Origin of the sequence: Aristophania vespae (assembly GCF_009906835.1) — a bacterium.
Classification (GTDB): domain Bacteria; phylum Pseudomonadota; class Alphaproteobacteria; order Acetobacterales; family Acetobacteraceae; genus Aristophania; species Aristophania vespae.
Genome location: NZ_CP047652.1, coordinates 1,065,686 through 1,085,154, shown reverse-complemented (window position 1 = coordinate 1,085,154; position 19,469 = coordinate 1,065,686). Strand labels below are relative to the sequence as shown.

General features: G+C 43.5%; 19 protein-coding genes and 1 tRNA gene. 13 read left to right on the top strand and 7 right to left on the bottom strand.

What is annotated here, in order from left to right; translation table 11 throughout:
* Nucleotides 1-50: 50 nt before the first annotated feature.
* A complete protein-coding gene (ubiG, locus tag GT348_RS04825; RefSeq protein ID WP_236646423.1) occupies nt 51-818 on the bottom strand; it encodes a bifunctional 2-polyprenyl-6-hydroxyphenol methylase/3-demethylubiquinol 3-O-methyltransferase UbiG in 768 nt (255 codons plus the stop codon).
* Between the two features lie 206 nt (nt 819-1,024).
* On the opposite strand from ubiG, the gene GT348_RS04820 reads away from it, so the two are divergent.
* From GT348_RS04820 to prfA, 6 genes are all read left to right on the top strand, one after another.
* Nucleotides 1,025-2,248, top strand: coding sequence for an aspartate kinase (locus GT348_RS04820; protein WP_236646613.1), 1,224 nt, complete (start codon nt 1,025-1,027; stop codon nt 2,246-2,248).
* The gene (locus tag GT348_RS04815; protein WP_160618749.1) at nt 2,248-3,297 is read left to right on the top strand and encodes an NAD(P)H-dependent flavin oxidoreductase; all 1,050 of its coding nucleotides are present in this window, start codon (nt 2,248-2,250) and stop codon (nt 3,295-3,297) included. The genes GT348_RS04820 and GT348_RS04815 overlap by 1 nt, the downstream gene beginning before the upstream one ends.
* An 87-nt stretch (nt 3,298-3,384) precedes the next feature.
* On the top strand, nt 3,385-4,584 hold the full coding sequence (locus GT348_RS04810; protein ID WP_160618748.1) for a helix-turn-helix domain-containing protein: 1,200 nt from the start codon (nt 3,385-3,387) through the stop codon (nt 4,582-4,584).
* A gap of 69 nt (nt 4,585-4,653) precedes the next feature.
* Entirely contained in the window at nt 4,654-5,796 is a 1,143-nt protein-coding gene (gene ispG / locus GT348_RS04805; RefSeq protein WP_160618747.1) for a flavodoxin-dependent (E)-4-hydroxy-3-methylbut-2-enyl-diphosphate synthase, read from the top strand.
* The gene (gene hisS / locus GT348_RS04800) at nt 5,796-7,037 is read left to right on the top strand and encodes a histidine--tRNA ligase (protein ID WP_160618746.1); all 1,242 of its coding nucleotides are present in this window, start codon (nt 5,796-5,798) and stop codon (nt 7,035-7,037) included. The genes ispG and hisS overlap by 1 nt, the downstream gene beginning before the upstream one ends.
* Nucleotides 7,038-7,049: 12 nt before the next feature.
* A complete protein-coding gene (gene prfA / locus GT348_RS04795) occupies nt 7,050-8,117 on the top strand; it encodes a peptide chain release factor 1 (RefSeq protein ID WP_160618745.1) in 1,068 nt (355 codons plus the stop codon).
* Between the two features lie 3 nt (nt 8,118-8,120).
* On the opposite strand, the gene GT348_RS04790 is transcribed toward prfA, so the two are convergent.
* Complete coding sequence (locus GT348_RS04790; RefSeq protein WP_236646422.1) at nt 8,121-8,594, bottom strand: hypothetical protein; 474 nt, start codon at nt 8,592-8,594, stop codon at nt 8,121-8,123.
* 43 nt (nt 8,595-8,637) lie between these two features.
* On the opposite strand from GT348_RS04790, the gene prmC reads away from it, so the two are divergent.
* A complete protein-coding gene (gene prmC, locus GT348_RS04785) occupies nt 8,638-9,483 on the top strand; it encodes a peptide chain release factor N(5)-glutamine methyltransferase (protein WP_160618744.1) in 846 nt (281 codons plus the stop codon).
* 190 nt (nt 9,484-9,673) lie between these two features.
* Nucleotides 9,674-10,123, top strand: coding sequence for a DUF4167 domain-containing protein (locus GT348_RS04780; RefSeq protein ID WP_160618743.1), 450 nt, complete (start codon nt 9,674-9,676; stop codon nt 10,121-10,123).
* A 136-nt stretch (nt 10,124-10,259) separates the two neighbouring features.
* Here GT348_RS04780 and GT348_RS04775 read toward each other — a convergent pair.
* From GT348_RS04775 to GT348_RS04765, 3 genes are all read right to left on the bottom strand, one after another.
* Nucleotides 10,260-10,334 (bottom strand) — tRNA-Met (locus GT348_RS04775).
* A gap of 245 nt (nt 10,335-10,579) precedes the next feature.
* The gene (locus GT348_RS04770; RefSeq protein WP_160618742.1) at nt 10,580-12,130 is read right to left on the bottom strand and encodes an APC family permease; all 1,551 of its coding nucleotides are present in this window, start codon (nt 12,128-12,130) and stop codon (nt 10,580-10,582) included.
* Nucleotides 12,131-12,250: 120 nt separating this feature from the next.
* Complete coding sequence (locus GT348_RS04765; RefSeq protein ID WP_160618741.1) at nt 12,251-13,093, bottom strand: undecaprenyl-diphosphate phosphatase; 843 nt, start codon at nt 13,091-13,093, stop codon at nt 12,251-12,253.
* Nucleotides 13,094-13,249: 156 nt separating this feature from the next.
* On the opposite strand from GT348_RS04765, the gene GT348_RS04760 reads away from it, so the two are divergent.
* The gene (locus GT348_RS04760; protein WP_236646421.1) at nt 13,250-13,708 is read left to right on the top strand and encodes an MlaD family protein; all 459 of its coding nucleotides are present in this window, start codon (nt 13,250-13,252) and stop codon (nt 13,706-13,708) included.
* A gap of 3 nt (nt 13,709-13,711) precedes the next feature.
* Here GT348_RS04760 and GT348_RS04755 read toward each other — a convergent pair whose 3' ends face one another.
* The gene (locus tag GT348_RS04755) at nt 13,712-14,773 is read right to left on the bottom strand and encodes a D-alanine--D-alanine ligase (RefSeq protein ID WP_160618740.1); all 1,062 of its coding nucleotides are present in this window, start codon (nt 14,771-14,773) and stop codon (nt 13,712-13,714) included.
* A gap of 6 nt (nt 14,774-14,779) precedes the next feature.
* Nucleotides 14,780-15,346, bottom strand: coding sequence for a DedA family protein (locus GT348_RS04750; protein ID WP_160618739.1), 567 nt, complete (start codon nt 15,344-15,346; stop codon nt 14,780-14,782).
* Between the two features lie 154 nt (nt 15,347-15,500).
* Here GT348_RS04750 and GT348_RS04745 point away from each other — a divergent pair, with 154 nt between their 5' ends.
* The 4 genes from GT348_RS04745 to GT348_RS04730 all read left to right on the top strand — a co-directional run bounded on the left by GT348_RS04745 (nt 15,501) and on the right by GT348_RS04730 (nt 19,469).
* Entirely contained in the window at nt 15,501-16,535 is a 1,035-nt protein-coding gene (locus tag GT348_RS04745; protein WP_160618738.1) for a lytic murein transglycosylase, read from the top strand.
* A 69-nt stretch (nt 16,536-16,604) separates the two neighbouring features.
* Nucleotides 16,605-17,867 carry a D-alanyl-D-alanine carboxypeptidase family protein gene (locus GT348_RS04740; protein ID WP_408865141.1) on the top strand — a complete coding sequence of 421 codons (1,263 nt, stop codon included), beginning with the start codon at nt 16,605-16,607 and terminating at the stop codon, nt 17,865-17,867.
* Complete coding sequence (tmk, locus tag GT348_RS04735) at nt 17,851-18,519, top strand: dTMP kinase (protein ID WP_160618737.1); 669 nt, start codon at nt 17,851-17,853, stop codon at nt 18,517-18,519. The genes GT348_RS04740 and tmk overlap by 17 nt, the downstream gene beginning before the upstream one ends.
* Nucleotides 18,516-19,469: a DNA polymerase III subunit delta' gene (locus GT348_RS04730; protein ID WP_160618736.1), complete on the top strand. Its 954-nt coding sequence runs from the start codon at nt 18,516-18,518 to the stop codon at nt 19,467-19,469. The genes tmk and GT348_RS04730 overlap by 4 nt, the downstream gene beginning before the upstream one ends.

Below are 19,469 nucleotides of genomic sequence, written 5' to 3'. Positions count from 1 at the left end.
AGGGATGCATTTTAAGCGGAGGTTAGTTTGAACTAATCTCCGCTTAATTTTTAATTACGCTTAAATAAAGCGATATAATTAATGCTCAAATCATGGCTGACGCGCCAATGTGGCGGTCTGTAAGATAGGCCATTTATATGAGTGAGCTGCAATCCAACCTGACGCGACATCTGGTCAAGTTCTGCGGGTTTTATAAATTTTTTCCAATCATGCGTGCCGATGGGTAAAAGACGCAATAGATATTCTGCACCCAGTTTTGCTACGAGAAATGAGCGTACGGTGCGACTGAGAGTGGATATAACAACTTGTCCCCCTGGTTTTGTTAACTGAGCCAGTAATTTTAAAAATTCCTGAGGGTCCCTGACATGTTCAATAATTTCCAAAGCGCATACGACATCAAAATTTCGTTTATCTTCGACTAAATGTTCTGCCTGACCTGCCATGTAAGAAAGAGGCGCTGCTGATGAGGGGAGTGGTGATGATTTAAGGTGAGCTTGGGCCGCTTTAATGGCTTCTTCGCTTGCATCAACCCCCAGAGTCTCGAATCCTAAACGGGCAAAACTTTCGCTAGCAAGGCCAGCGCCACACCCAATATCAAGCAAAGTTGGTAGTTCTGAAGCAATATTTTTTTTTGAAATAAAATTTTTTTTCACCCATTCTGTGCGTACGGGATTCATAGCATGAAGCGGAGCCATTGGGCCCTTTGGGTCCCACCATTGCTCTGCAAGGGCGCTAAAACGGTCAATTTCTTCTTTTACAACCGAAGTGTCTTTAAGGTTAGAAGTTTCCTCAGAACCTTTCTCAGGCATGGCTTTCATGGCTCATTCCTCTATTGAAAATAAAATTTGATAAACAGCTCTTGCTAGACGTCACTTAACAAGATGAGTATGTGATTAATTCTTTCTATGCAGATAAGTCTGTGTCTATCGGAGCTATCGTCCTAATGTCCACGCTTGATCCCTCTCAGGGTGATCCTAGCAGCCCGCTTAAAAATAATCATCCTCATAAGTCGCGTACTATCGTCATGAAATTTGGTGGTACATCTGTGGGCGACTTAGAGCGTATTCGTAACGTTGCCCAAAAGATTAAGATCGAACATGATCAAGGTAATCGAGTGGCTGTCGTTGTTTCGGCCATGGCTGGCGTTACGAACCAAATGGTCAAATATTGTTTTGACCTCGACACCATGCCGGCAATGGAAGAATATGATGCTGTTGTGGCCTCGGGTGAACAAGTGACGAGTGGTCTGGTAGCCATAGCATTAAATAAGATAGGTGTTCCGGCGCGCTCTTTTCAGGGCTGGCAAGTTCCTCTCATCACCGATGATGCCCATGGTAAGGCCGGTATTGAAACAGTTGATGGAACTGCCATAAAAGCCTGTTTGGATCAGGATATTGTGCCTGTTATTGCTGGTTTCCAGGGTGTTGACCGTTCAGGTCGGATTGCCACACTAGGGCGTGGTGGGTCTGATACGTCAGCTGTTGCATTTGCTGCGGCAATTAAAGCTGACCAATGTGACATTTATACAGATGTTGACGGCGTTTATACGACCGATCCCCGTATAGTTACCAAAGCTAAAAAACTAGATACAATTACCTATGAGGAAATGCTGGAATTAGCCTCGGTTGGTGCAAAAGTTTTACAAACACGTAGTGTTGCCTTAGCAATGCGGGAAAAAGTGCGTGTTCGTGTGCTATCTTCATTTGATAAAACAGATGATAGCAGTGGTACTATTGTTGTAGATGAGAATGAAGGCATGGAAAAAGAGCTCGTAGCTGGTATTGCTTACTCGTTAGATGAATCTAAAATCAGTATTCGTAATGTTCCCGATAAGCCTGGAGTAGCAGCAGCGATTTTTGGCTCTCTATCTGGTGCTGGCATAAATGTGGACATGATTGTTCAGAGTATTGGTATTGATCAAAGTACGAACATGACCTTTACAGTGAGTAAAGGTGAAGAACATCGTGCCTGTCAGATTTTAGACGAACATCGTAAAGAAATACATTTTGGTGAAGTGAGCACATCTCACGATGTTGTAAAAATCAGCGTTGTTGGGGTAGGTATGCGCTCAAATACTGGCGTTGCGGCAACAATGTTCAGAACTTTGGCCGAGCGTGGTATTAATGTTCAGGTTATATCTACAAGCGAAATTAAGATTTCTGTTTTAATAAATGCAGAATATACCGAGCTTGCTATGCGGGCATTGCATGCAGCTTACGGGCTTGATGCTGAGAAGGAAGACTGTTGATGAACGACTCATCCAAGAGCAAGCGAGATGACGCTCGTAAAGCTCTTAACCAATTATGGAAGCCAGGGTGCGACTTTTTAGGTACAGAATTCGCTATCCTTGGAGGGGCCATGTCCTGGGTGAGCGAGAGAAATCTGGTATCAGCCATTTCTAATGCCGGGGGGTTTGGTGTCATAGCATGTGGTGCGATGTCTCCCGAAAGATTAGAAGAAGAAATCATCGCGACAAAAGCACTAACAAAGCGCCCTTATGGGGTTAATTTAATTACAATGCATCCTGAGCTTGATAAGCTTGTGGATGTCTGTCTAGCCCATAATGTGTCTCACATTGTTTTAGCTGGTGGCGTACCCACGGGGGCTACGATTCGCCGTGTGCGTGACGGAGGAGCTCGTGCAATCGGTTTTGCTCCTGCTTTAGCTTTGGGACGTCGCCTCATTAAATTAGGTATCGAAGCCCTGGTTATTGAAGGATCAGAAGCCGGGGGACATGTCGGCCCCGTGTCACTCAACGTTCTGGCTCAGGAAATTTTGCCGCATATTTCTGAGGTTCCTGTATTTGTTGCTGGTGGATTGGGACGTGGCGATGCTGTTCTTTCTTACTTAGAAATGGGAGCCGCTGGAGCGCAGCTAGGGACTTTATTTGCGGCTTCATCCGAAAGTATTGCTCACGATAATTTCAAAAATGCTTTCCGCCGCGCCAATGCTCGAGATGCTGCTGTGTCAGTGCAATTAGATGAACGCTTCCCTGTTATTCCTGTCCGTGGGCTAACAAATGCAGCAAGTCGCTCTTTCATGAAGCACCAGGCTGATATGCTCAATAAATTTCAGAATGGTGAAATTGAACGTGAGAAAGCGCAGCTCGAAATTGAGCATTTTTGGGCTGGGGCTTTACGTAAAGCTGTCATTGAGGGCGATGTGGAAAATGGTTCTGTCATGGCAGGTCAGTCAGTGGGTATGGTTAAAGAAATCAAACCTGTTTCTGAGATTATGTCTGTGCTAGTTGATCAGGCTGTAGAAGCTCTTGAAAAGCGTGAAACACTTTTTTCGTGAGTTGTTGCTATAAATGTCTTGGGTAGCTCTTTGAATAAGTAATGCTCATTTCGTTCACATTTTAATCCATAAAAGAAGGTAGTAAGCATGTCTGAACCCTATTCTGACAAAAAGGTCCCCGTACAACCAACAGTTGGGGAAATGCTGCGCTCGAAGCGTGAGGCCTTAGGGTGGAGTGTGAACGCTGTTGCACAGCATCTAAAAATTCGTGCCCCAGTTTTGGAAGCGTTAGAGCGTGATGATTATCACGCTCTACCTGGTCAAGCATATGCAATTGGCTTTCTAAAGAGCTATGCTGGCTTATTGGGGCTTAATGTCGAAGATGTCATTGCTAATTTTGCAGGTGAACATTCAAAACGGCGTGAGTCTGGATTAGAAAAACCCAAGCTTAGCTTCCCGCAAGCTGTAGATGACCACTCCGTCCCTAAATGGTTACTCATATTGCTCGGTCTTGGTGTTGTGGGAGCTGCCTATGCGGGTTGGTACCATTTCACGCCACATGATGAGCTTATAAAAAAGGCGATAAATTCTTCCGAAATAAAAATAGAAGATGGCATTAATAATAGCATTAATCGCAATATGCCTCTTCAAACCTTGCCTTCTCACGATGCTCCCCATGATGAAATAAAGAATAGCGAGTTAGCTGGTAAGGTTCCTGAGCAAAATTTTGCCTCTTCAGAAACTGTTTCTTCTGGACAACAAAGTGAAACGCAGGGTGAGTCCCAGAGTGAAGCGCAAAATAATATGGCGTTAAAACCAGCGCTAGCAGAAAACGCTTCTTCGGATGATCTTAAAGCGTCATCGTCTGATACTGCCGATACTGAAGTGGCAAAACCGCAACAACCAGTATCACCTTTTGTGGCTCCCTTACCTAAGGTTACTGAAGAAAAAACGACCTCCGAAGAGAATAAAGCTTCTGCTACAGGGTTTGATTTGCAGTTCGTGCAAGATAGTTGGGCCAAAATTACCGATGTGAACGGAAAAACATTGGAGTCTAGGGTCTTTAAAGCCGGCGAGAACTGGCATGGTGAAAAAGCGGCATCACCTTATAAAATTACTGTAGGAAATGCAGGCGGTGTTGTTGTTAAAGCTGGAGATGTAACAAGTGCTCCATTAGGACAGTTAGGGCAGGTCAAGCGTAATATTGTTCTGAGTGAGGATATGATTGTTAAAGGCGATTTTGGTCATAATAGTCAGAAACAACCAGATAAAACCTCGGAGCTGAAAGAAGAAAAGAAAGCACCTTCTTTTTCCAAAGGCCTAGATCAAGACAGCGTTACGCATTAAATAAAGTTTTGTTTAGAAAATTCGCTTTTTATTCATGGGTTGTCATAGTGTGACTCAGAAAGGTTTTCCATGAGCAGTTATCGTCCGTACCAACATATTGAGCGCCGCAAATCGCGTCAGATCCATGTGGGTAAAGTCGCTGTTGGGGGAGATGCTCCCATTTCCGTTCAAACCATGACGAATACGCTCACCACGGATATTGAAGCGACAATCGCGCAAATTCGTAAAGCTGAGCTTGCTGGTGTTGATATCGTTCGTGTTTCCTGTCCTGATGAGGCAAGCACAACGGCGCTTAAAACGATTATTGAAGAAGTGAATGTGCCTATCGTGGCTGATATTCACTTTCATTATAAAAGAGCCATTGAGGCTGCTCAGGCTGGAGCTGCCTGTTTGAGAATCAATCCAGGAAATATTGGTAGTGCGGAACGTGTGCGTGAAGTGGTGAATGCTGCACGCGAGCATGGTTGCTCTATTCGTATTGGCGTTAATGCAGGTTCTCTTGAGAAGCATCTTCTTGAAAAATATGGTGAACCTAATCCAGAGGCGCTTGTTGAGAGTGCTCTTGAACACGCCAAAATACTTCAGGATCATGACTTTCATGAATTTAAAATTAGCGTAAAAGCGTCTGATGTATTTATGGCTGTAGCGGCTTATCAACAGCTTGCTGATTGCTGCGATCATCCTCTTCATATTGGTATTACAGAGGCCGGCTCAAAAAGAGCTGGCACGGTCAAATCGTCTATCGGGCTGGGAAATCTTTTATGGGCCGGTGTGGGTGACACAATGCGTGTCTCTCTTTCAGCCCCTCCTGAAGAAGAGGTCTTGGTTGGTTGGGATATTTTAAAGTCACTGGGCTTAAGACATCGTGGCGTGAAAATTATTTCATGCCCATCATGTGCACGCCAGGGCTTTAACGTTGTCGAGACTGTTCAGACACTTGAAGACCGACTGCAGCATATTAAAACCCCCCTTACACTTTCCATTATTGGATGTGTGGTAAATGGCCCAGGTGAAGCCTTAATGACCGATGTTGGCGTTACAGGTGGTGGGCAGGGGCGTCACATGGTTTATATGGCTGGGAAGCAAGATCATACGACCCCTGCAGAAAATATGATTGATCATATTGTAGAGCTTGTGGAAGAGCGTGTGGCTGCTATTGAGAAAAACAAAGCAGAGCAGGCTGAAAAAACTTCTGATCTAGCGGCAAAATAATGGCAAAACTACAACCCCCTCGTGGAACGCATGACCTTCTGGGTGAAGAAATGCGTCGCTATGCTCATATTATCGAAAAAGCGAGAGATATTTTTCGGTGTTATGGGTTTTCGGAATGGGCCACGCCCATTTTTGAAGATACGCGTGTTTTTGCCCGATCTTTGGGGGAAACATCTGACGTTGTCTCCAAAGAAATGTACAGCTTTCTTGACAGAGGGGGTGATAGCCTAACTCTTCGCCCGGAAGGGACTGCGGCTATTTGTAGGGCGCTTGTGTCTAATTCACTGACACAAACTTTGCCACAAAAAGTCTTTTATCATGGGCCCATGTTCCGTTATGAACGGCCTCAAAAAGGTCGTTTTCGTCAATTTCACCAAATTGGTGCAGAATTTATAGGCGCTAATGGCCCTTTAAGAGACGCCGAAACCATTGCTATGGCGAAAGATTTTCTGGCCTCATTAGGGCTGGAAAATAAGATAACGCTTGAACTGAATACGTTGGGTGATGCAGAAAGCCGTCATGCATGGAGAGAGGCACTTATTGCCTATTTCAGCCGTTATAAAGATCAGCTTTCAAAAGATAGCCAAACACGTTTAGATATTAATCCCCTGCGTATTCTTGATAGTAAAGCAGAGCAGGATAAGCAGCTTTTGGGTGAGGCCCCATTATATGCTGATTATCTAAATAATAATTCCCGTCAATTCTGGGATGAGCTAAGAAATTATCTCACGGCCTTTAACGTATCTTTTGTAGAAAATCCTCGTATTGTGCGTGGGCTTGATTATTACAGCCATACAGCCTTTGAGTTTGTTACAACTGAGTTGGGTGCTCAAGGCACTGTTTTGGCCGGTGGTCGCTATGAAGGTTTAATAGAAGAGATGGGTGGTCCTCAAATTCCTGCTATTGGTTGGGCTGCAGGAATTGAGCGTCTTTCTTCACTTATGACCTTAGATGAGGCTGCTAAAGGAGGGGTTGCGTTACTGCCTTTAGGAGACAAAGCTCTTTTGCGTGCTATAGAAATTACTCACAAACTTCGCCAAGCAGGTATAAAGGTTGCGCTTGAAGTTAAAGGTAATATGAAAAAAAGGATGGATCGTGTTTTACAGTCAGGGGCTAGCCACGCTGTATTTCTGGGTGACGAAGATTTAACACGAGATGTCGTCCAATTGCGCGATCTTGCTCAACGTGAGCAGAGAGAAGTCCCAGTTTCTCAGCTTGTCGAGACATTTAAGCAGGTTTAAAGGTTATCTATAGTGTCGATTGATCATAGGCTAGAGCAAATTATTGCCCGCTTTGAGGAATTACAGGCCCTTATGTCTTCAAGTGAAGGGGCTGGGGAAGATTTTGCTCAATTATCCCGTGACTATGCGGCTTTAGAAGGGCCTGTTTCTGCTATTCGTGCCTGGCAAAGTGCTATTCAGCAGCGTGAAGAGGCACAGGCACTTTTAAAAGATCCAGATTTTAAAGAATTGGCTGAAAATGAAATTCACGAAGTTGAAAAGAATTTGCCTTCTTTAGAACATGCAATGCGTTTAGCGCTGCTTCCAAAAGATGCAGCAGATGAACGTAGTGCTATTTTGGAAATCCGACCCGCAGCTGGTGGTGATGAAGCCGGGCTTTTCGCGGCTGAACTTTTTGATGCTTACAGGCGTTTTTCCGAAAAGCATGGCTGGCGCTTTGAAATTATGTCTTTGACAGAGAGTGAGCTTGCTGGCCTTAAGGAAGGTGTTGCCACCATATCCGGCGCAGGTGTGTTTGCTAAGTTAAAATATGAATCTGGCGTGCATCGTGTTCAGCGTGTGCCGGCTACAGAGAGCCAGGGACGTATTCATACTTCAACTGTTACGGTTGCCGTCTTGCCTGAAGCTGAGGACGTTGATGTTCATGTTAATGAAGAAGATTTACGTATAGACGTTTATCGTGCTTCTGGAGCAGGGGGGCAGCACGTCAATAAAACAGAAAGTGCCGTTCGTATTACCCACATACCTTCGGGTGTTGTTGTGGCCATGCAGGAAGAACGGAGTCAGCACCGTAACCGTGAAAAGGCTATGAAAATTTTGCGTTCACGCCTTTATGAGCAGGAACGTCAAAGAGTGCATAATGACCGTGCTGCCAACCGTAAAGCCCAGGTAGGGACAGGCGATCGTTCTGAAAGGATCAGAACGTATAATTTTCCGCAAGGGCGCGTTACTGATCACCGCATTAATTTAACTCTCTATAAAATCGCTCAAATAATGGCGGGAGATTTTGAAGAGATTGTTGATGCTCTGACTCAATATGAACAAACAGAATTACTAGCGGCAGAAGGCTTTCACAGCTAGTTATTACGATGTTGGTGCAGCACATTTTGCAGAATGACCTGGCTGATGTTCTGCTGCACCAGGATCAGCATAATCTGTTAGATAGAAATCGTTAAAATTTTCTGTCCCAACGGCCTCGTAATAATGGCTGTCAGGATTATGGAGCACGCCTTCACTACTAACTCTATGGCTTTCTATATGACCGTTATGATTGACTGTGATTTCTCCACAAAGAACATAAGGAACATCCAGCCGACCAAGAGGAACAGGGACAGTGATGGCTTTACTGTCATGATTGATGGAAAGCGCAAATGTTGAAACTAAAGCCCCATTGATATAAAGCCGTGAAACCTCAGAAATTTCATCTTCAGCACGGCGATCAATGACCGTAAAACTGCCTCCAGTCGGGCCATTAATTTGGGGTGCTGTCTGAGCAGAAACCGGGCTGAAATATGTGAAATAAGCTAAAATTAAGCTAGAGATAATTAGTCGTCGCATGTTCATTACCCCCCCATTTTTAAAATTATAGTGCAAAGTTTTTATGATCAGTAAAAAAAAACTTATCGACGCAGCCCTGAAAAAACTAGACGAAGCTGGCATTGATGATCCGAGAACTGAAATTAATCACATCTTAAAGTGGGTTCTTAACTTTGATGCTTTGGCGTTAATGAACTGTCAAGAGGTAGCTGATGAAAAAGCAGAGAGCTTTAATCACGTTATAGAGCGTCGTGCTCAACGGGAGCCACTTGCCTACATAATTGGCCAGCAGCCATTTTGGACATTAGATTTTGAGGTCAGTCCTGAAACATTAATCCCACGAGGAGATAGTGAAACCCTTATTGAGGCTTTATTAGAAGTTCGGCCCAAAAAGGACGAAATTAAGTCTATTTTAGATTTAGGGACAGGGACAGGCTGCCTGCTTTTGGCTGCTTTAAGCGAATACTCAGATGCACAAGGGTTAGGTGTTGATATAGCCCCAGACGTTATAAAACTTGCAGAGCGTAATGCAGCCCTTAATAAGCTTTCAGAACGTGCCAGTTTTAAGCTAAGCACCTGGGCAGATGCCGTAGAAGGGACCTTTGACGTCATTATATCAAACCCACCTTATATTGAACGTTCTGTTGTTGGAACATTAATGCCAGAAGTATCACATTATGAGCCGCATCGGGCTTTAGATGGGGGTGATGATGGATTAGATGCTTATCGTATTTTATGTTCAAGTTTACCGGCTTTGCTGAAAGATGACGGTTGCATTATTTTTGAGCTTGGTTTGGGGCAGGAAAAAGATGTTCTGGAAATTGCTTCAAAAGCCCATCTTGGAAAGTGCCTGGTCAAAAGAGATTTGAATGGCATAAAAAGAGCTTTGGTGCTCGAGAAGTGTAATTAATATATTGGCTAAACGTCATAAAGTTGGTAAGAGGATCAAGGTGTATTAGGAGATGAGAAAATTTTTCTCCTAGCTTATCTCTCCAAAGATTAGAAATTGCAGCCTGGTAAGCGGGTATTATGCTTATAAGGTCAAGAGATAAGCTGCCTCGGAAAGACCCTTAAACCAGAGATTAGCGGGTAAGAATGATATGAAGCGTATGAGAAGCCGTCATCATCGCACAGGAAGCGGTGGGGGATCATCACGTAATAGCAATGGCCAGATGCCCCTTAACCGAAACCATGTCTTTGAAAGTAACGGGCCCGATCTACGCGTTCGTGGCACTGCTCAGCAACTTTTTGAAAAATATTTACAGTTAGGGCGTGATGCGACCGGAACGGGTGACCGGATTCAGGCTGAAGCCTATTTTCAACATGCAGAGCATTATTTCCGTACATTAAATGCGATGAATCTTGCTGCTCAGTCAGCCCAGCAGGAAAGAGCGGAGCGCCAACGCTCATATGAGCAGGCACGTATGGAGCGTCGTGAGCAGTCAATGCGTGATGGTCGTGAACGAGGAGATGCTTCCTCTGAAGAAGAGGAAACACGTCATCAGCCTCACGAAGATCGTGATGACATTGATGACCAGGAAGAAGAATAATCAAATTTAAAAAATTTGTTAAAAAGGGGGCGTAATTAGGCCCCCTTTTTTTATGCTTAAAATGACAAAAAGCTCTGACGTTCTTTATTTATAAAATAAAGATGAAAGCAATAATATTTCTGATTTTAAAAGAGATTGGTAGCGGCGGACGGATTTGAACCGCCGACCAAGGGATTATGATTCCCCTGCTCTACCACTGAGCTACGCCGCCATATCAGTCCTCATTGCGAGGCGATGGGTGGGTTCTAAGCCAGGATGAGAATAGTGTCAACGGGGATAAGCAGAAGAATTTACCTTTTTTAAGCATGAGCCGTAAAAACTTGAATTTCAATTCTTATTACCGCCAAAAAAACCTCTATGAGGTCTCATTTTGTATGAAAGAACTAAGAATCTCTCATGATCCTAAGCGGCCTTGTGTAAAGCCGGCTTACGATCTCTAAGGTGTAAAATGGTATGTTATTTAGAAGATAAAGGCTTTTTGTTATGGGGGGCCATTGATGAGTTTTTTCTGCCGTAAAATGCGTAAGTTAAAACACCAAGGGTGCTGTAAATTATCAATAATAGTAAGGGGATAGCATTACCACCCACAAGTGAATGGATCATATTTGCAATTAGCGGAAAGCCCATCACGCAGCAAAATCCGATACCTATAGCGGGTACAAATCCAATCCATATGCCTTTAATACGGATACCGCCAAAAGGAACGCTAAAGGGGCGGGGTGTGTCTGGGTGTTTGTTACGCTGCCAAATGACAGTAAAGCAGACGATACCAAACGCAGCTGACGTTCCTATAGAAACAAGGTCGCTAATAATATCAATTGGCATAGTAGCTGTCATAAGGCCAATAATGGCACCTATAATAATCGTGCCAATCCAGGGGGTGCGGCGCTTAGGATGAACGCGGCAAAATATTTTGGGAATAAGTTGATCGCGACCAATGGTTAAAAGCACACGTGACTGTGCATACATCAACCCTAATAAAACTGAACATAGACCGATTGTCGCACCGATATTAACCAGTAAAGCCAGCCATGGTTTGTTCATGATACGTGTGGCAACGGCTATAGGGTCAGCAACGTTTAATTGCTGATAAGGCACGATCCCGAGTAATACGGCAGCAACGGCAATATAGATTAATGTGCATATAATCAGGCTGCCAATAATGCCAATCGGGACGTCACGCGTAGGGTTGCGCGCCTCTGAAGAGGCTGTTGAAACAGCCTCGAAACCTGCATAGGCATAAAATATAGTAGAGGCAGCTCTAAAGATACCAGCAACCCCGTAATGAAAATTTCCTTTTGAAGGAGGAATAAAGGGATGCCAGTTACTTGGGTGAATCGCCTTAAAGCCGACAATCATAAAAAGAAATAAAACACCAACTTTGAGAACTACAATTAACGTATTGAAACGGGCAGTTTCTTCAATACCACGCACCAAAAGCCACGTAATAAAAGCAATGGCAATAAAGCCCACAGCATCAAAACGCCAAGCAACTGAAAGACGCGTCCCATCAGAACCAGGGACAGGTTGAAATGTAGATTGGTGCAAAAATTCAGGTATATGTATGCCTAATGAGCTTAAAAGTGATGTGGCATAGCCAGATAGTCCGGCCGCTACAGCAGTGCATGAAATGCCATATTCTAATAAAAGCAGCCATCCCACTGTCCATGCAGCTTTTTCGCCCATAGAAATATAAGCATAAGAATAGGCTGAGCCCGAAACTGGAAAGGTCGAAGCCAATTCACCATAGGAAAGAGCCGTGAAAAGGCAGGCTAAAGCCGCAACAAGAAAAGAGAGTAAAACAGAAGGGCCAGCATATTCCGCGGCTGCTGTGCCTGTCATGACATAAATACCCGCTCCCACAGTTGTGCCTACACCCATTAATAATAATTGGAAGGCGGTGAGCTTTTTTTTCAAACCGTGGCTTTTATTTTCCGCCGTAACTTGTGCCAAACTTTTACGTCTTGGATCATGTTTTGACGGGGTGGGCGGAGCGGATAAGGTCATATTTTCCGTTAGGGCTCAGTAATGAAAAAGCCTTCGCAAAGAGGAAGGCAAAATCGTGCTTGGTAAAAATTTAATTCTGTCTCTTGTTAGCTGCGAAATCTTTCTAAGGAAAGGGTGAGATTAAAATGAAAGAAAAAGAGCTGATCCAATACCGACACATAAACAATAAATTCCAAAAGGTGTTAAGGCCTGATGATCTTTTTTATGAAAAAAATGTAAAAGTAGTTTGGAACATATAAGAGCCGTTACTCCTGCCGCAACAGCGCCTAACAAGGATTGATAAATAATAGTTGATGTCAGGCTAACATGACGCATTTCCCATAATTCTTTTGCAGTAGCGGCTAAAATAATTGGTTGTGCCAAAAGCAACGAAAAACGGGCAGAATTTAAATGCGTTAAACCTCTCAAAAGGCCGCCATTCATTGTTGCGCCTGAGCGTGAAAAACCAGGGAGCAAAGCCAGACACTGCCAGACACCTATTATAAACGCATCTTTGAAGGTAATTTTATTCAACTCTTGATCACCGCGTTCTTTGGTACGGTTTCGTAATTGTTCGGTGGCGATCAATAAAATGCCGTTTAATGTTAAAAATAGGGCTACCATTATTGGAGTAGCAAATAATATCCTAAGTTTATGCTCAAAAAGACCGCCAATAGCCACAGCCGGTAATGTTGCAATAATTAAAGCTGCACAAATTTTTATAGCCTTTTGTCGGCCGGTTTTGCCTGAATATCCTAGCAGACCACGCAAAATGCCCATCCAGTCTTTCCAAAAAACACCTGCCAGAGCAATAAGCGTGCCTACATGTAGCATTGTGAGAAAGGGAAGGAAAAAGTCGCTATTTTTATCAAACGACCAGTGAAGCAAGCCCGGTACTAATACGGCATGACCCAAACTACTCACAGGGAAAGGCTCCGTTATTCCTTGAATTACGGCAAGGATGAGCGCTTGTAAGTAGGTCATGCTTTTTCTAAGCTCCTTAAAAGTTGATAGTCATCTGATAAAAGGCTAGCCTTAAAAATTCCATAAAATCTTTATTTTCTAAAAAGCTTGACCCTTTTATAAGAGATCTTTACCCCAAGCTTATTAGCAAAGCTTAAAACGAAATTCGAGGTCACTATGCAAAGCATTATTAAGGGCCGGGTTGGCGCATTTATTGCAAGTGCTGGTGTGTTAGTACTAACAATCAGTTTCGTTTTGTACGCTTTAAGGTTAAGCCAGGGTGATACAAATTCATTAACGTCTTATAAAGCCTCTTTCATTTCAGCTAATGGACTTGCCGCTGGTGCAAAAGTGACTTTAGGGGGTGTTGTTATAGGGCGGGTTAACTCCATCACACTAAACCCTGTTTTGGGTAAGGTTCTTGTGGCTTTTGGCGTTGATTCGCAGTTCCATTTACCGGCTGATACCGCCGTTACAATTGGTTCATCTACATTAACAGGTGAAAATGCCCTAAAGTTGCTGATCGGAAAAAGTCATGAGTCTCTTGCAGCAGGGAGCACCATTAATGATGCACGCCCACTGCTATCGCTTGAGCAACAAATTAGTAACTACATCTTCAATGTTGGTGGGTTGTAAGGCTCAGTCATTCATTGGGTAAGAGGCCAAAAGCCGCCTTTGTTTTAGCCATGAGCGAAGCAGCGAAAAGGCACCTGAACTTTTCCAACCAGCTTTTTTCTTTGCGGCACCTATAAGAAAAGTCTGGCGGTAATGGTAAAATTGAGCACGATAGGCTTCCCAGAGGCTGGTTTGTCGGTCCCATATATGGATTGCTTCAGAACCTACGCCATTTATTTCTATAATCTGAAAATCTTCACCACGTTTTAAAGCGTCAATAGATGAAAATTTGACATCAATGCGCCCAAAATGGAAATCGGGAATATCTGTCATAATGTCATTAACGCGTTGCGAAAGGGCTTTTGTGATGTCACTGCGTGCATCCCTAAAAATAGCGCCTTTACAATGATTCCCTGCAAAAACCAGCGATAATTTTTCATCTTTCGCTAAAATGTCATTTTCGCGGTGACCTAGGCGAGGAAGATAAATATGAGGGATAAGAGCCATTCTGGGGTCTTTATGAATAAGCTCTTTAATGGTTGAAGTTCCATCTCCTACGAGAACAGGCGATTCCTTATAGGTGATTGAGGAAATATGTCCTTTTTCATCATCGGGGTGACGAATATAAAAAATACCTGCTTCAAGCGGGTGAGTAATAAGAGCTTGAGCCATAAGCATAATATTTGGAGGGAAAAGTGGGAGAGTCTTTTTAAGAGTCTCTTGGTCTGGAACAAGCTTAACCCCAGTACCATTGCAGCCAATATCAGGCTTTATTACAACCGGAAAAGAAATATTACCATGCTTCATGGCAGCAAGAGCATTACGAAAAGCCAAAGACCCACTTTGGAAAATGACGTAAGGTGCGATAGCACTTTTAGCAACTGGACCAGCATCATCCAAAATTGAGCTTTTACTTTCTCCGCAGAGGCCCCCTGTTTCTATACGGGGATTAGCTGCTGTCGCTATGCTGAGATCACGATATTTAAGCCCCATAAAGATCCAGTATAAAACTATTGGGGTGTAAAAAAACGTATCTGGCCAAAATTCAAATAGAGAAAGGGTGCTGGTCTGCTTAGAAGACGACATAGTGATTTAGCGACTCACTTTTTGAAAATGGGCAATCAAACGCCCGATCACGAAAATACAAAGAACAAAACCGGCTAATCCAGCCCAACGCCAGCCACTTTTATGCGCTAAAAGCCAGCCTCCAATGTGGAGTGAAAGATAAAATAAAAAGGATGTCCAAATAAGGGTGGCAAAAACAGCAGTGACGGTAAAAAGCCAAAAAGGTGCATGGTAAAAGCCACATGCCGTATAAAGTGGTAAACGCGCTCCGGGGACAAAACGCGATATACCAACAATTTTAATAACGTTTTTATCGAACCATTTTTGAGTTTGTTTCTGGCTTGGTAGTGTTAAAAAACGTTTTACCCTAGGCCACTTTGCTCCAGCCCATCCAAGGCCATAAAGCCCAACATCACCAACGGCAATGCCAATATAAAGTGAGACAAGTCCCAATATAATTGAAATTTCATGCGCTTGTGTTGCTATGGCGGTTAAGACAGTTGCCACGTCTTCTAAGATAAAAGTGCCGATAATAATACTCAGCGCTTTAACCCAAGCGGATTGCGATGTGATAAAAGAAGTAAAGTTAAACACTAGGCAGTGAATTTCCAGTTATAAGCAAACGAAGTTTGCCATGCTGTTATATGTTGTGCAATCTCTAGCTGTTTAAGAATGAGACGGCTAGAGATTTTTATAATTTTGCTGCCTGACAGATTTCTAATTCTATTACGCTAAAAAGGTGAGCCCTATGGAAAGACGTAACTTCCTTTCTTTATTAGCAGCAGGAAGTCTGTCCATTCCGGTCATGACAAAAGCAGGGCCAGTTATGAGTAGCCCTGGCAATAAGGCTATGACTTATCGAAGCTTTTTACAGTCTGTTCGAGCGCAAGCTATTGCCCGAAATGTTCCAGAATATGTCATTGAACAGGCTTTAATGAGTTTATCAGCGCCTAACCAAAAGGTTTTGGATAGAAGCAGACATCAGCCAGAATTTACTTTGACATGGGAACAATATCAGCAGCGTGTTTTAGGCGCGCAGAGATTTCAAAAAGGCGTTCAAACCTATAGTGAAGTTAGCAAAATTTTAGAGCCAATTGCTCAGCAATATCAGTGTGACAGCTCTATCATTATGGGTATCTGGGGTCTGGAATCGTCTTTTGGTCAAACGCAAGGCAAGTTTAATGTAATCGATGCTTTGGCAAGTTTGGCTTATGCAGGACGTCGCAAGAAATTTTTTCGTAGCGAGCTCTTAAAAGCCCTAACTATTTTGGGGCGGGGCGATATCTCTCCTGAACTCATGCTAGGGAGCTATGCTGGTGCTATGGGGCAGCCCCAATTTATGCCAAGTGCTTATTTGCGTTTTGGCGCTGATGGTAACGGGGATGGAAAAAAAGATATTTGGAATTCTTTGCCCGATGTCTTTGCCTCGATCGCTAATTATTTGAGTCACTCTGGGTGGAAATTTGGCCAACCCTGGGGTGAGCAGGTTATTGTCCCAATTGGAGAAGATGGTCGGTTTGTATCTTTAGGCTCAAAAAATTATAAACAGGCACAAAGTCGTTCTATTAGTGAGTGGGTTAGTCTTGGTGTTACGCGTCCTGACGGCTCAGCACTTGATGAAACTTTGCCTTCTGCCAGGTTAATACAGCCTGATGGTGCAGGCACAGACGCCTTTTTGGCTTATTCCAACTTTAGAGCCATAAGGGCCTATAACCCTTCTGATTATTATGCTTTGGCTGTGGGAATTTTGGGACAAAGGTCAACAGAATTACGAAGCTTCTAGACGAATCCATAAAGCCAGCGTAGACGAATAAAATGAACTCTGAAAAGAGTAATAGGTTTTTTAGCGAAAATGGGGACTAGCGTGCAGACAAGACGTGCTCTTATGGGGGGAATAGGTGCCTTTACTGTCGGACTTGGTTTGGCACCAAAAGACTTTGGAGCACGGGCTTTGGCTGCTTCTGCTCGCACACAAATAAAAAAACGTAACGCTCAGGCCGAATCAGCAACCAGCTTGGATGGTATGGCTCAAACATTGCTTGGGCCCATGCCTATACCAGCACGATGGGCCTATATAATCGATGTAACAACAAATACTGTTTTACTCGAAAAGGCTTCAAATGAGCGTATGGTGCCGTCATCTTTAACAAAAATGATGACGGCATATATTGTTTTTGCCTTTCTTGCGGCAGGGAGGCTTCAACTTGACCAACAGCTCCCTGTTAGTGAAAAAGCATGGCGCATGCAGGGGTCAAAAATGTTTGTGCCCCTTGGCAAAACTGTTTCTGTTAGTGATCTTATTCAAGGGATGGTCATTCAGTCTGGTAATGATGCCTGCATTGTGCTTGCAGAACATCTAGCCGGTTCAGAAGAACGTTTTGCTGTTATGATGAATGAAATGGGCCAGCGTCTGGGGCTTACAGGGTCTCATTTTATGAATGCGACAGGCTGGCCCGTCGATAACCACTATATGACGGCGCATGATGTAGGTTTGTTAGCGGCGCATTTAATTCGTGATTTCCCCCAATATTATCATTTTTTCAATGAAAAAGAGTTTCTTTTTAATCACATCCGTCAGGGTAACCGAAATGTCCTTGTAGATAAGGGGTTAGCTGATGGGCTCAAAACGGGCCATACTGATGCAGGTGGATTTGGGCTATGTGCAAGTTCATTGCGCAACGGTACACGCGTTATCATTGTGCTAAATGGACTAGCTTCTAGTAATCAACGTGCCCGAGAGGGTGAGCGGCTTATGTCCTGGGCTTTTTCAAACTTTGAAACTGTGAGCTTCTATAAAAAAGGCCAAGTTGTTGAAGCGCAAGCTCCGGTCTGGATGGGAAATCATAACACAGTTTCGCTAATAGCATCACAAGACATTAAAATGACCTTGCCTTTAGGTATGCGCGAAAAAGCAACAGTGAGTGCAGATTATCCTGCACCTCTGATGCCCCCATTAAAACAAGGTCAGCCTTATGGTGTGTTAAAAATTACGCTTCCTAATGGGTCTTCTGTACCGACTGAGCGAGAATATCCTTTACTTATAGGAACATCAGTCGATGCGTTAGGGTTTATGGGGCGTATTTTATCAAGAGTGGGTTATGGCTTCGGTCAATAATATTTCAAAAGACAGAAAAGGTCTTTTCATAACATTGGAAGGGGGCGAGGGGGTCGGTAAATCTACCCAATCCCGCCTTTTGGCTGAAACGTTAGAAAAATCAGGTTTTAAAGTTTATTTAACGAGAGAGCCAGGAGGAACAAAAGGGGCAGAACAACTCAGAGAGTTACTTCTTTTTGGTGGTGCCAATTTTTCTTGCTATAGCGAAATTCTTCTTCATATGGCCGCGCGTCTTGATCACGTGGAAAAGATGATCAGACCTGCATTGGCTGAAGGCAAAATTGTTATTTGTGACCGCTATCATGATTCTACCCTGGCTTATCAGGGCTTTGGTATTAAGGGAGGGGATAAAGACGCTTTAGCTCTTATTGAAACTCTGCGCTGTTTTATTAATTGTGAGGCCGATGCCACTTTCTGGCTCGATATGGCTTTAGAAAAAACGCAAGAGAGGCTGAGTAAAAGAGGTAACCCTAAAGATTGTTATGAAAGACAGGAAATCTCTTTTCATGAGCGTGTCAAACAGGGTTTTGAAAGAATTTATCAGGCTGAGCCAAAGCGTATTATTCCTATTGATGCGTCACCATGTGAGGAGGACGTGCAAGAGCAGATTTATCATCATGTAAAGGCTCTTTTAGTGCGTAAAAAAATGTGACGGAACTATCACCGCGTACTGTAAAAACTGTTCTTGGCCATCAAAAAGCCATGGCTCAATTTCAAGAAGCCTATGCGGCCGGAAGAGTGCATCATGGCTGGCTCATTACGGGGCCACAGGGCATAGGTAAAGCAAGCCTGGCTTATTATTTAGCGCGCATTATCCTAGGGGCCGAAGATTTTTCTTCACCTGCCGGACGGCGGGTCACGGCTGGAACTCATGGTGATTTATTAGAAATTTCGCGCCAATATGATAGCAAGAAAGACCGGCTTAAAAGTGAAATTACGGTTGCTGATGTGCAGCCTATTCAAAGCTTTTTTCACCAAACAGCAGGAGAGGGAGGCTGGCGCGTAGTTATTATTGACGGCGCAGAATATTTAAATCGCTTTGCGGCTAATGCGTTGCTCAAAATTTTGGAAGAACCACCAGCCAAGGCTATATTATTTTTGACAACGTCTTCACCTGGTATGTTGTTACCTACCTTAAAAAGCCGTTGCCGATTATTAGCATTGTCACCTCTCTCTGATGAGAATATGCGACGTTTGCTCCCGACTATCGAAGAAACTATTATTAAAAGATCACACGGTTCACCTGGACGAGCGCTTTTTTTATCTCAGGGGCAAAATAGCGACATTGAAGCATTGGTTGACAAGCTTGCCCGTGGTGACATTTTTATGACGGGTGAAGTTTGGCAATTTACTGCTAAAATTGCGCGCGATAATAAAAGTTTTACCTTTTTCTTTGACCAATTAAGTGAAGCTTTGGCTATAGAGGCTAAAAAGCATGTCACGCAGGGCGATTTGGCTCAGGCTGCTTTAATAGCACAAAAACTTTCTGATCTTCAGTCTCTGTGGCAAAAGACCGACCAGTTAAATCTTGATAAAACCGAATCCATAAGAGAAGCTTTTGCGCTAATAAAAGCAAAAGACTATAAATTTTATAATGTGTGA

What these genes read in the sequence shown, in the direction of transcription:
- ubiG (WP_236646423.1), bottom strand. Translation starts at nt 818, where the DNA reads ATGAAAGCCATGCCTGAGAAAGGTTCTGAGGAAACTTCTAACCTTAAA.
- GT348_RS04755 (WP_160618740.1), bottom strand. Translation starts at nt 14,773, where the DNA reads ATGTCGTCTTCTAAGCAGACCAGCACCCTTTCTCTATTTGAATTTTGG.
- GT348_RS04745 (WP_160618738.1), top strand. Translation starts at nt 15,501, where the DNA reads ATGGAAAGACGTAACTTCCTTTCTTTATTAGCAGCAGGAAGTCTGTCC.
- GT348_RS04820 (WP_236646613.1), top strand. Translation starts at nt 1,025, where the DNA reads ATGAAATTTGGTGGTACATCTGTGGGCGACTTAGAGCGTATTCGTAAC.
- GT348_RS04770 (WP_160618742.1), bottom strand. Translation starts at nt 12,130, where the DNA reads ATGACCTTATCCGCTCCGCCCACCCCGTCAAAACATGATCCAAGACGT.
- GT348_RS04765 (WP_160618741.1), bottom strand. Translation starts at nt 13,093, where the DNA reads ATGACCTACTTACAAGCGCTCATCCTTGCCGTAATTCAAGGAATAACG.
- GT348_RS04760 (WP_236646421.1), top strand. Translation starts at nt 13,250, where the DNA reads ATGCAAAGCATTATTAAGGGCCGGGTTGGCGCATTTATTGCAAGTGCT.
- GT348_RS04815 (WP_160618749.1), top strand. Translation starts at nt 2,248, where the DNA reads ATGAACGACTCATCCAAGAGCAAGCGAGATGACGCTCGTAAAGCTCTT.
- prmC (WP_160618744.1), top strand. Translation starts at nt 8,638, where the DNA reads ATGATCAGTAAAAAAAAACTTATCGACGCAGCCCTGAAAAAACTAGAC.
- GT348_RS04810 (WP_160618748.1), top strand. Translation starts at nt 3,385, where the DNA reads ATGTCTGAACCCTATTCTGACAAAAAGGTCCCCGTACAACCAACAGTT.
- ispG (WP_160618747.1), top strand. Translation starts at nt 4,654, where the DNA reads ATGAGCAGTTATCGTCCGTACCAACATATTGAGCGCCGCAAATCGCGT.
- GT348_RS04790 (WP_236646422.1), bottom strand. Translation starts at nt 8,594, where the DNA reads ATGCGACGACTAATTATCTCTAGCTTAATTTTAGCTTATTTCACATAT.
- hisS (WP_160618746.1), top strand. Translation starts at nt 5,796, where the DNA reads ATGGCAAAACTACAACCCCCTCGTGGAACGCATGACCTTCTGGGTGAA.
- tmk (WP_160618737.1), top strand. Translation starts at nt 17,851, where the DNA reads ATGGCTTCGGTCAATAATATTTCAAAAGACAGAAAAGGTCTTTTCATA.
- GT348_RS04780 (WP_160618743.1), top strand. Translation starts at nt 9,674, where the DNA reads ATGAAGCGTATGAGAAGCCGTCATCATCGCACAGGAAGCGGTGGGGGA.
- GT348_RS04740 (WP_408865141.1), top strand. Translation starts at nt 16,605, where the DNA reads ATGGGGACTAGCGTGCAGACAAGACGTGCTCTTATGGGGGGAATAGGT.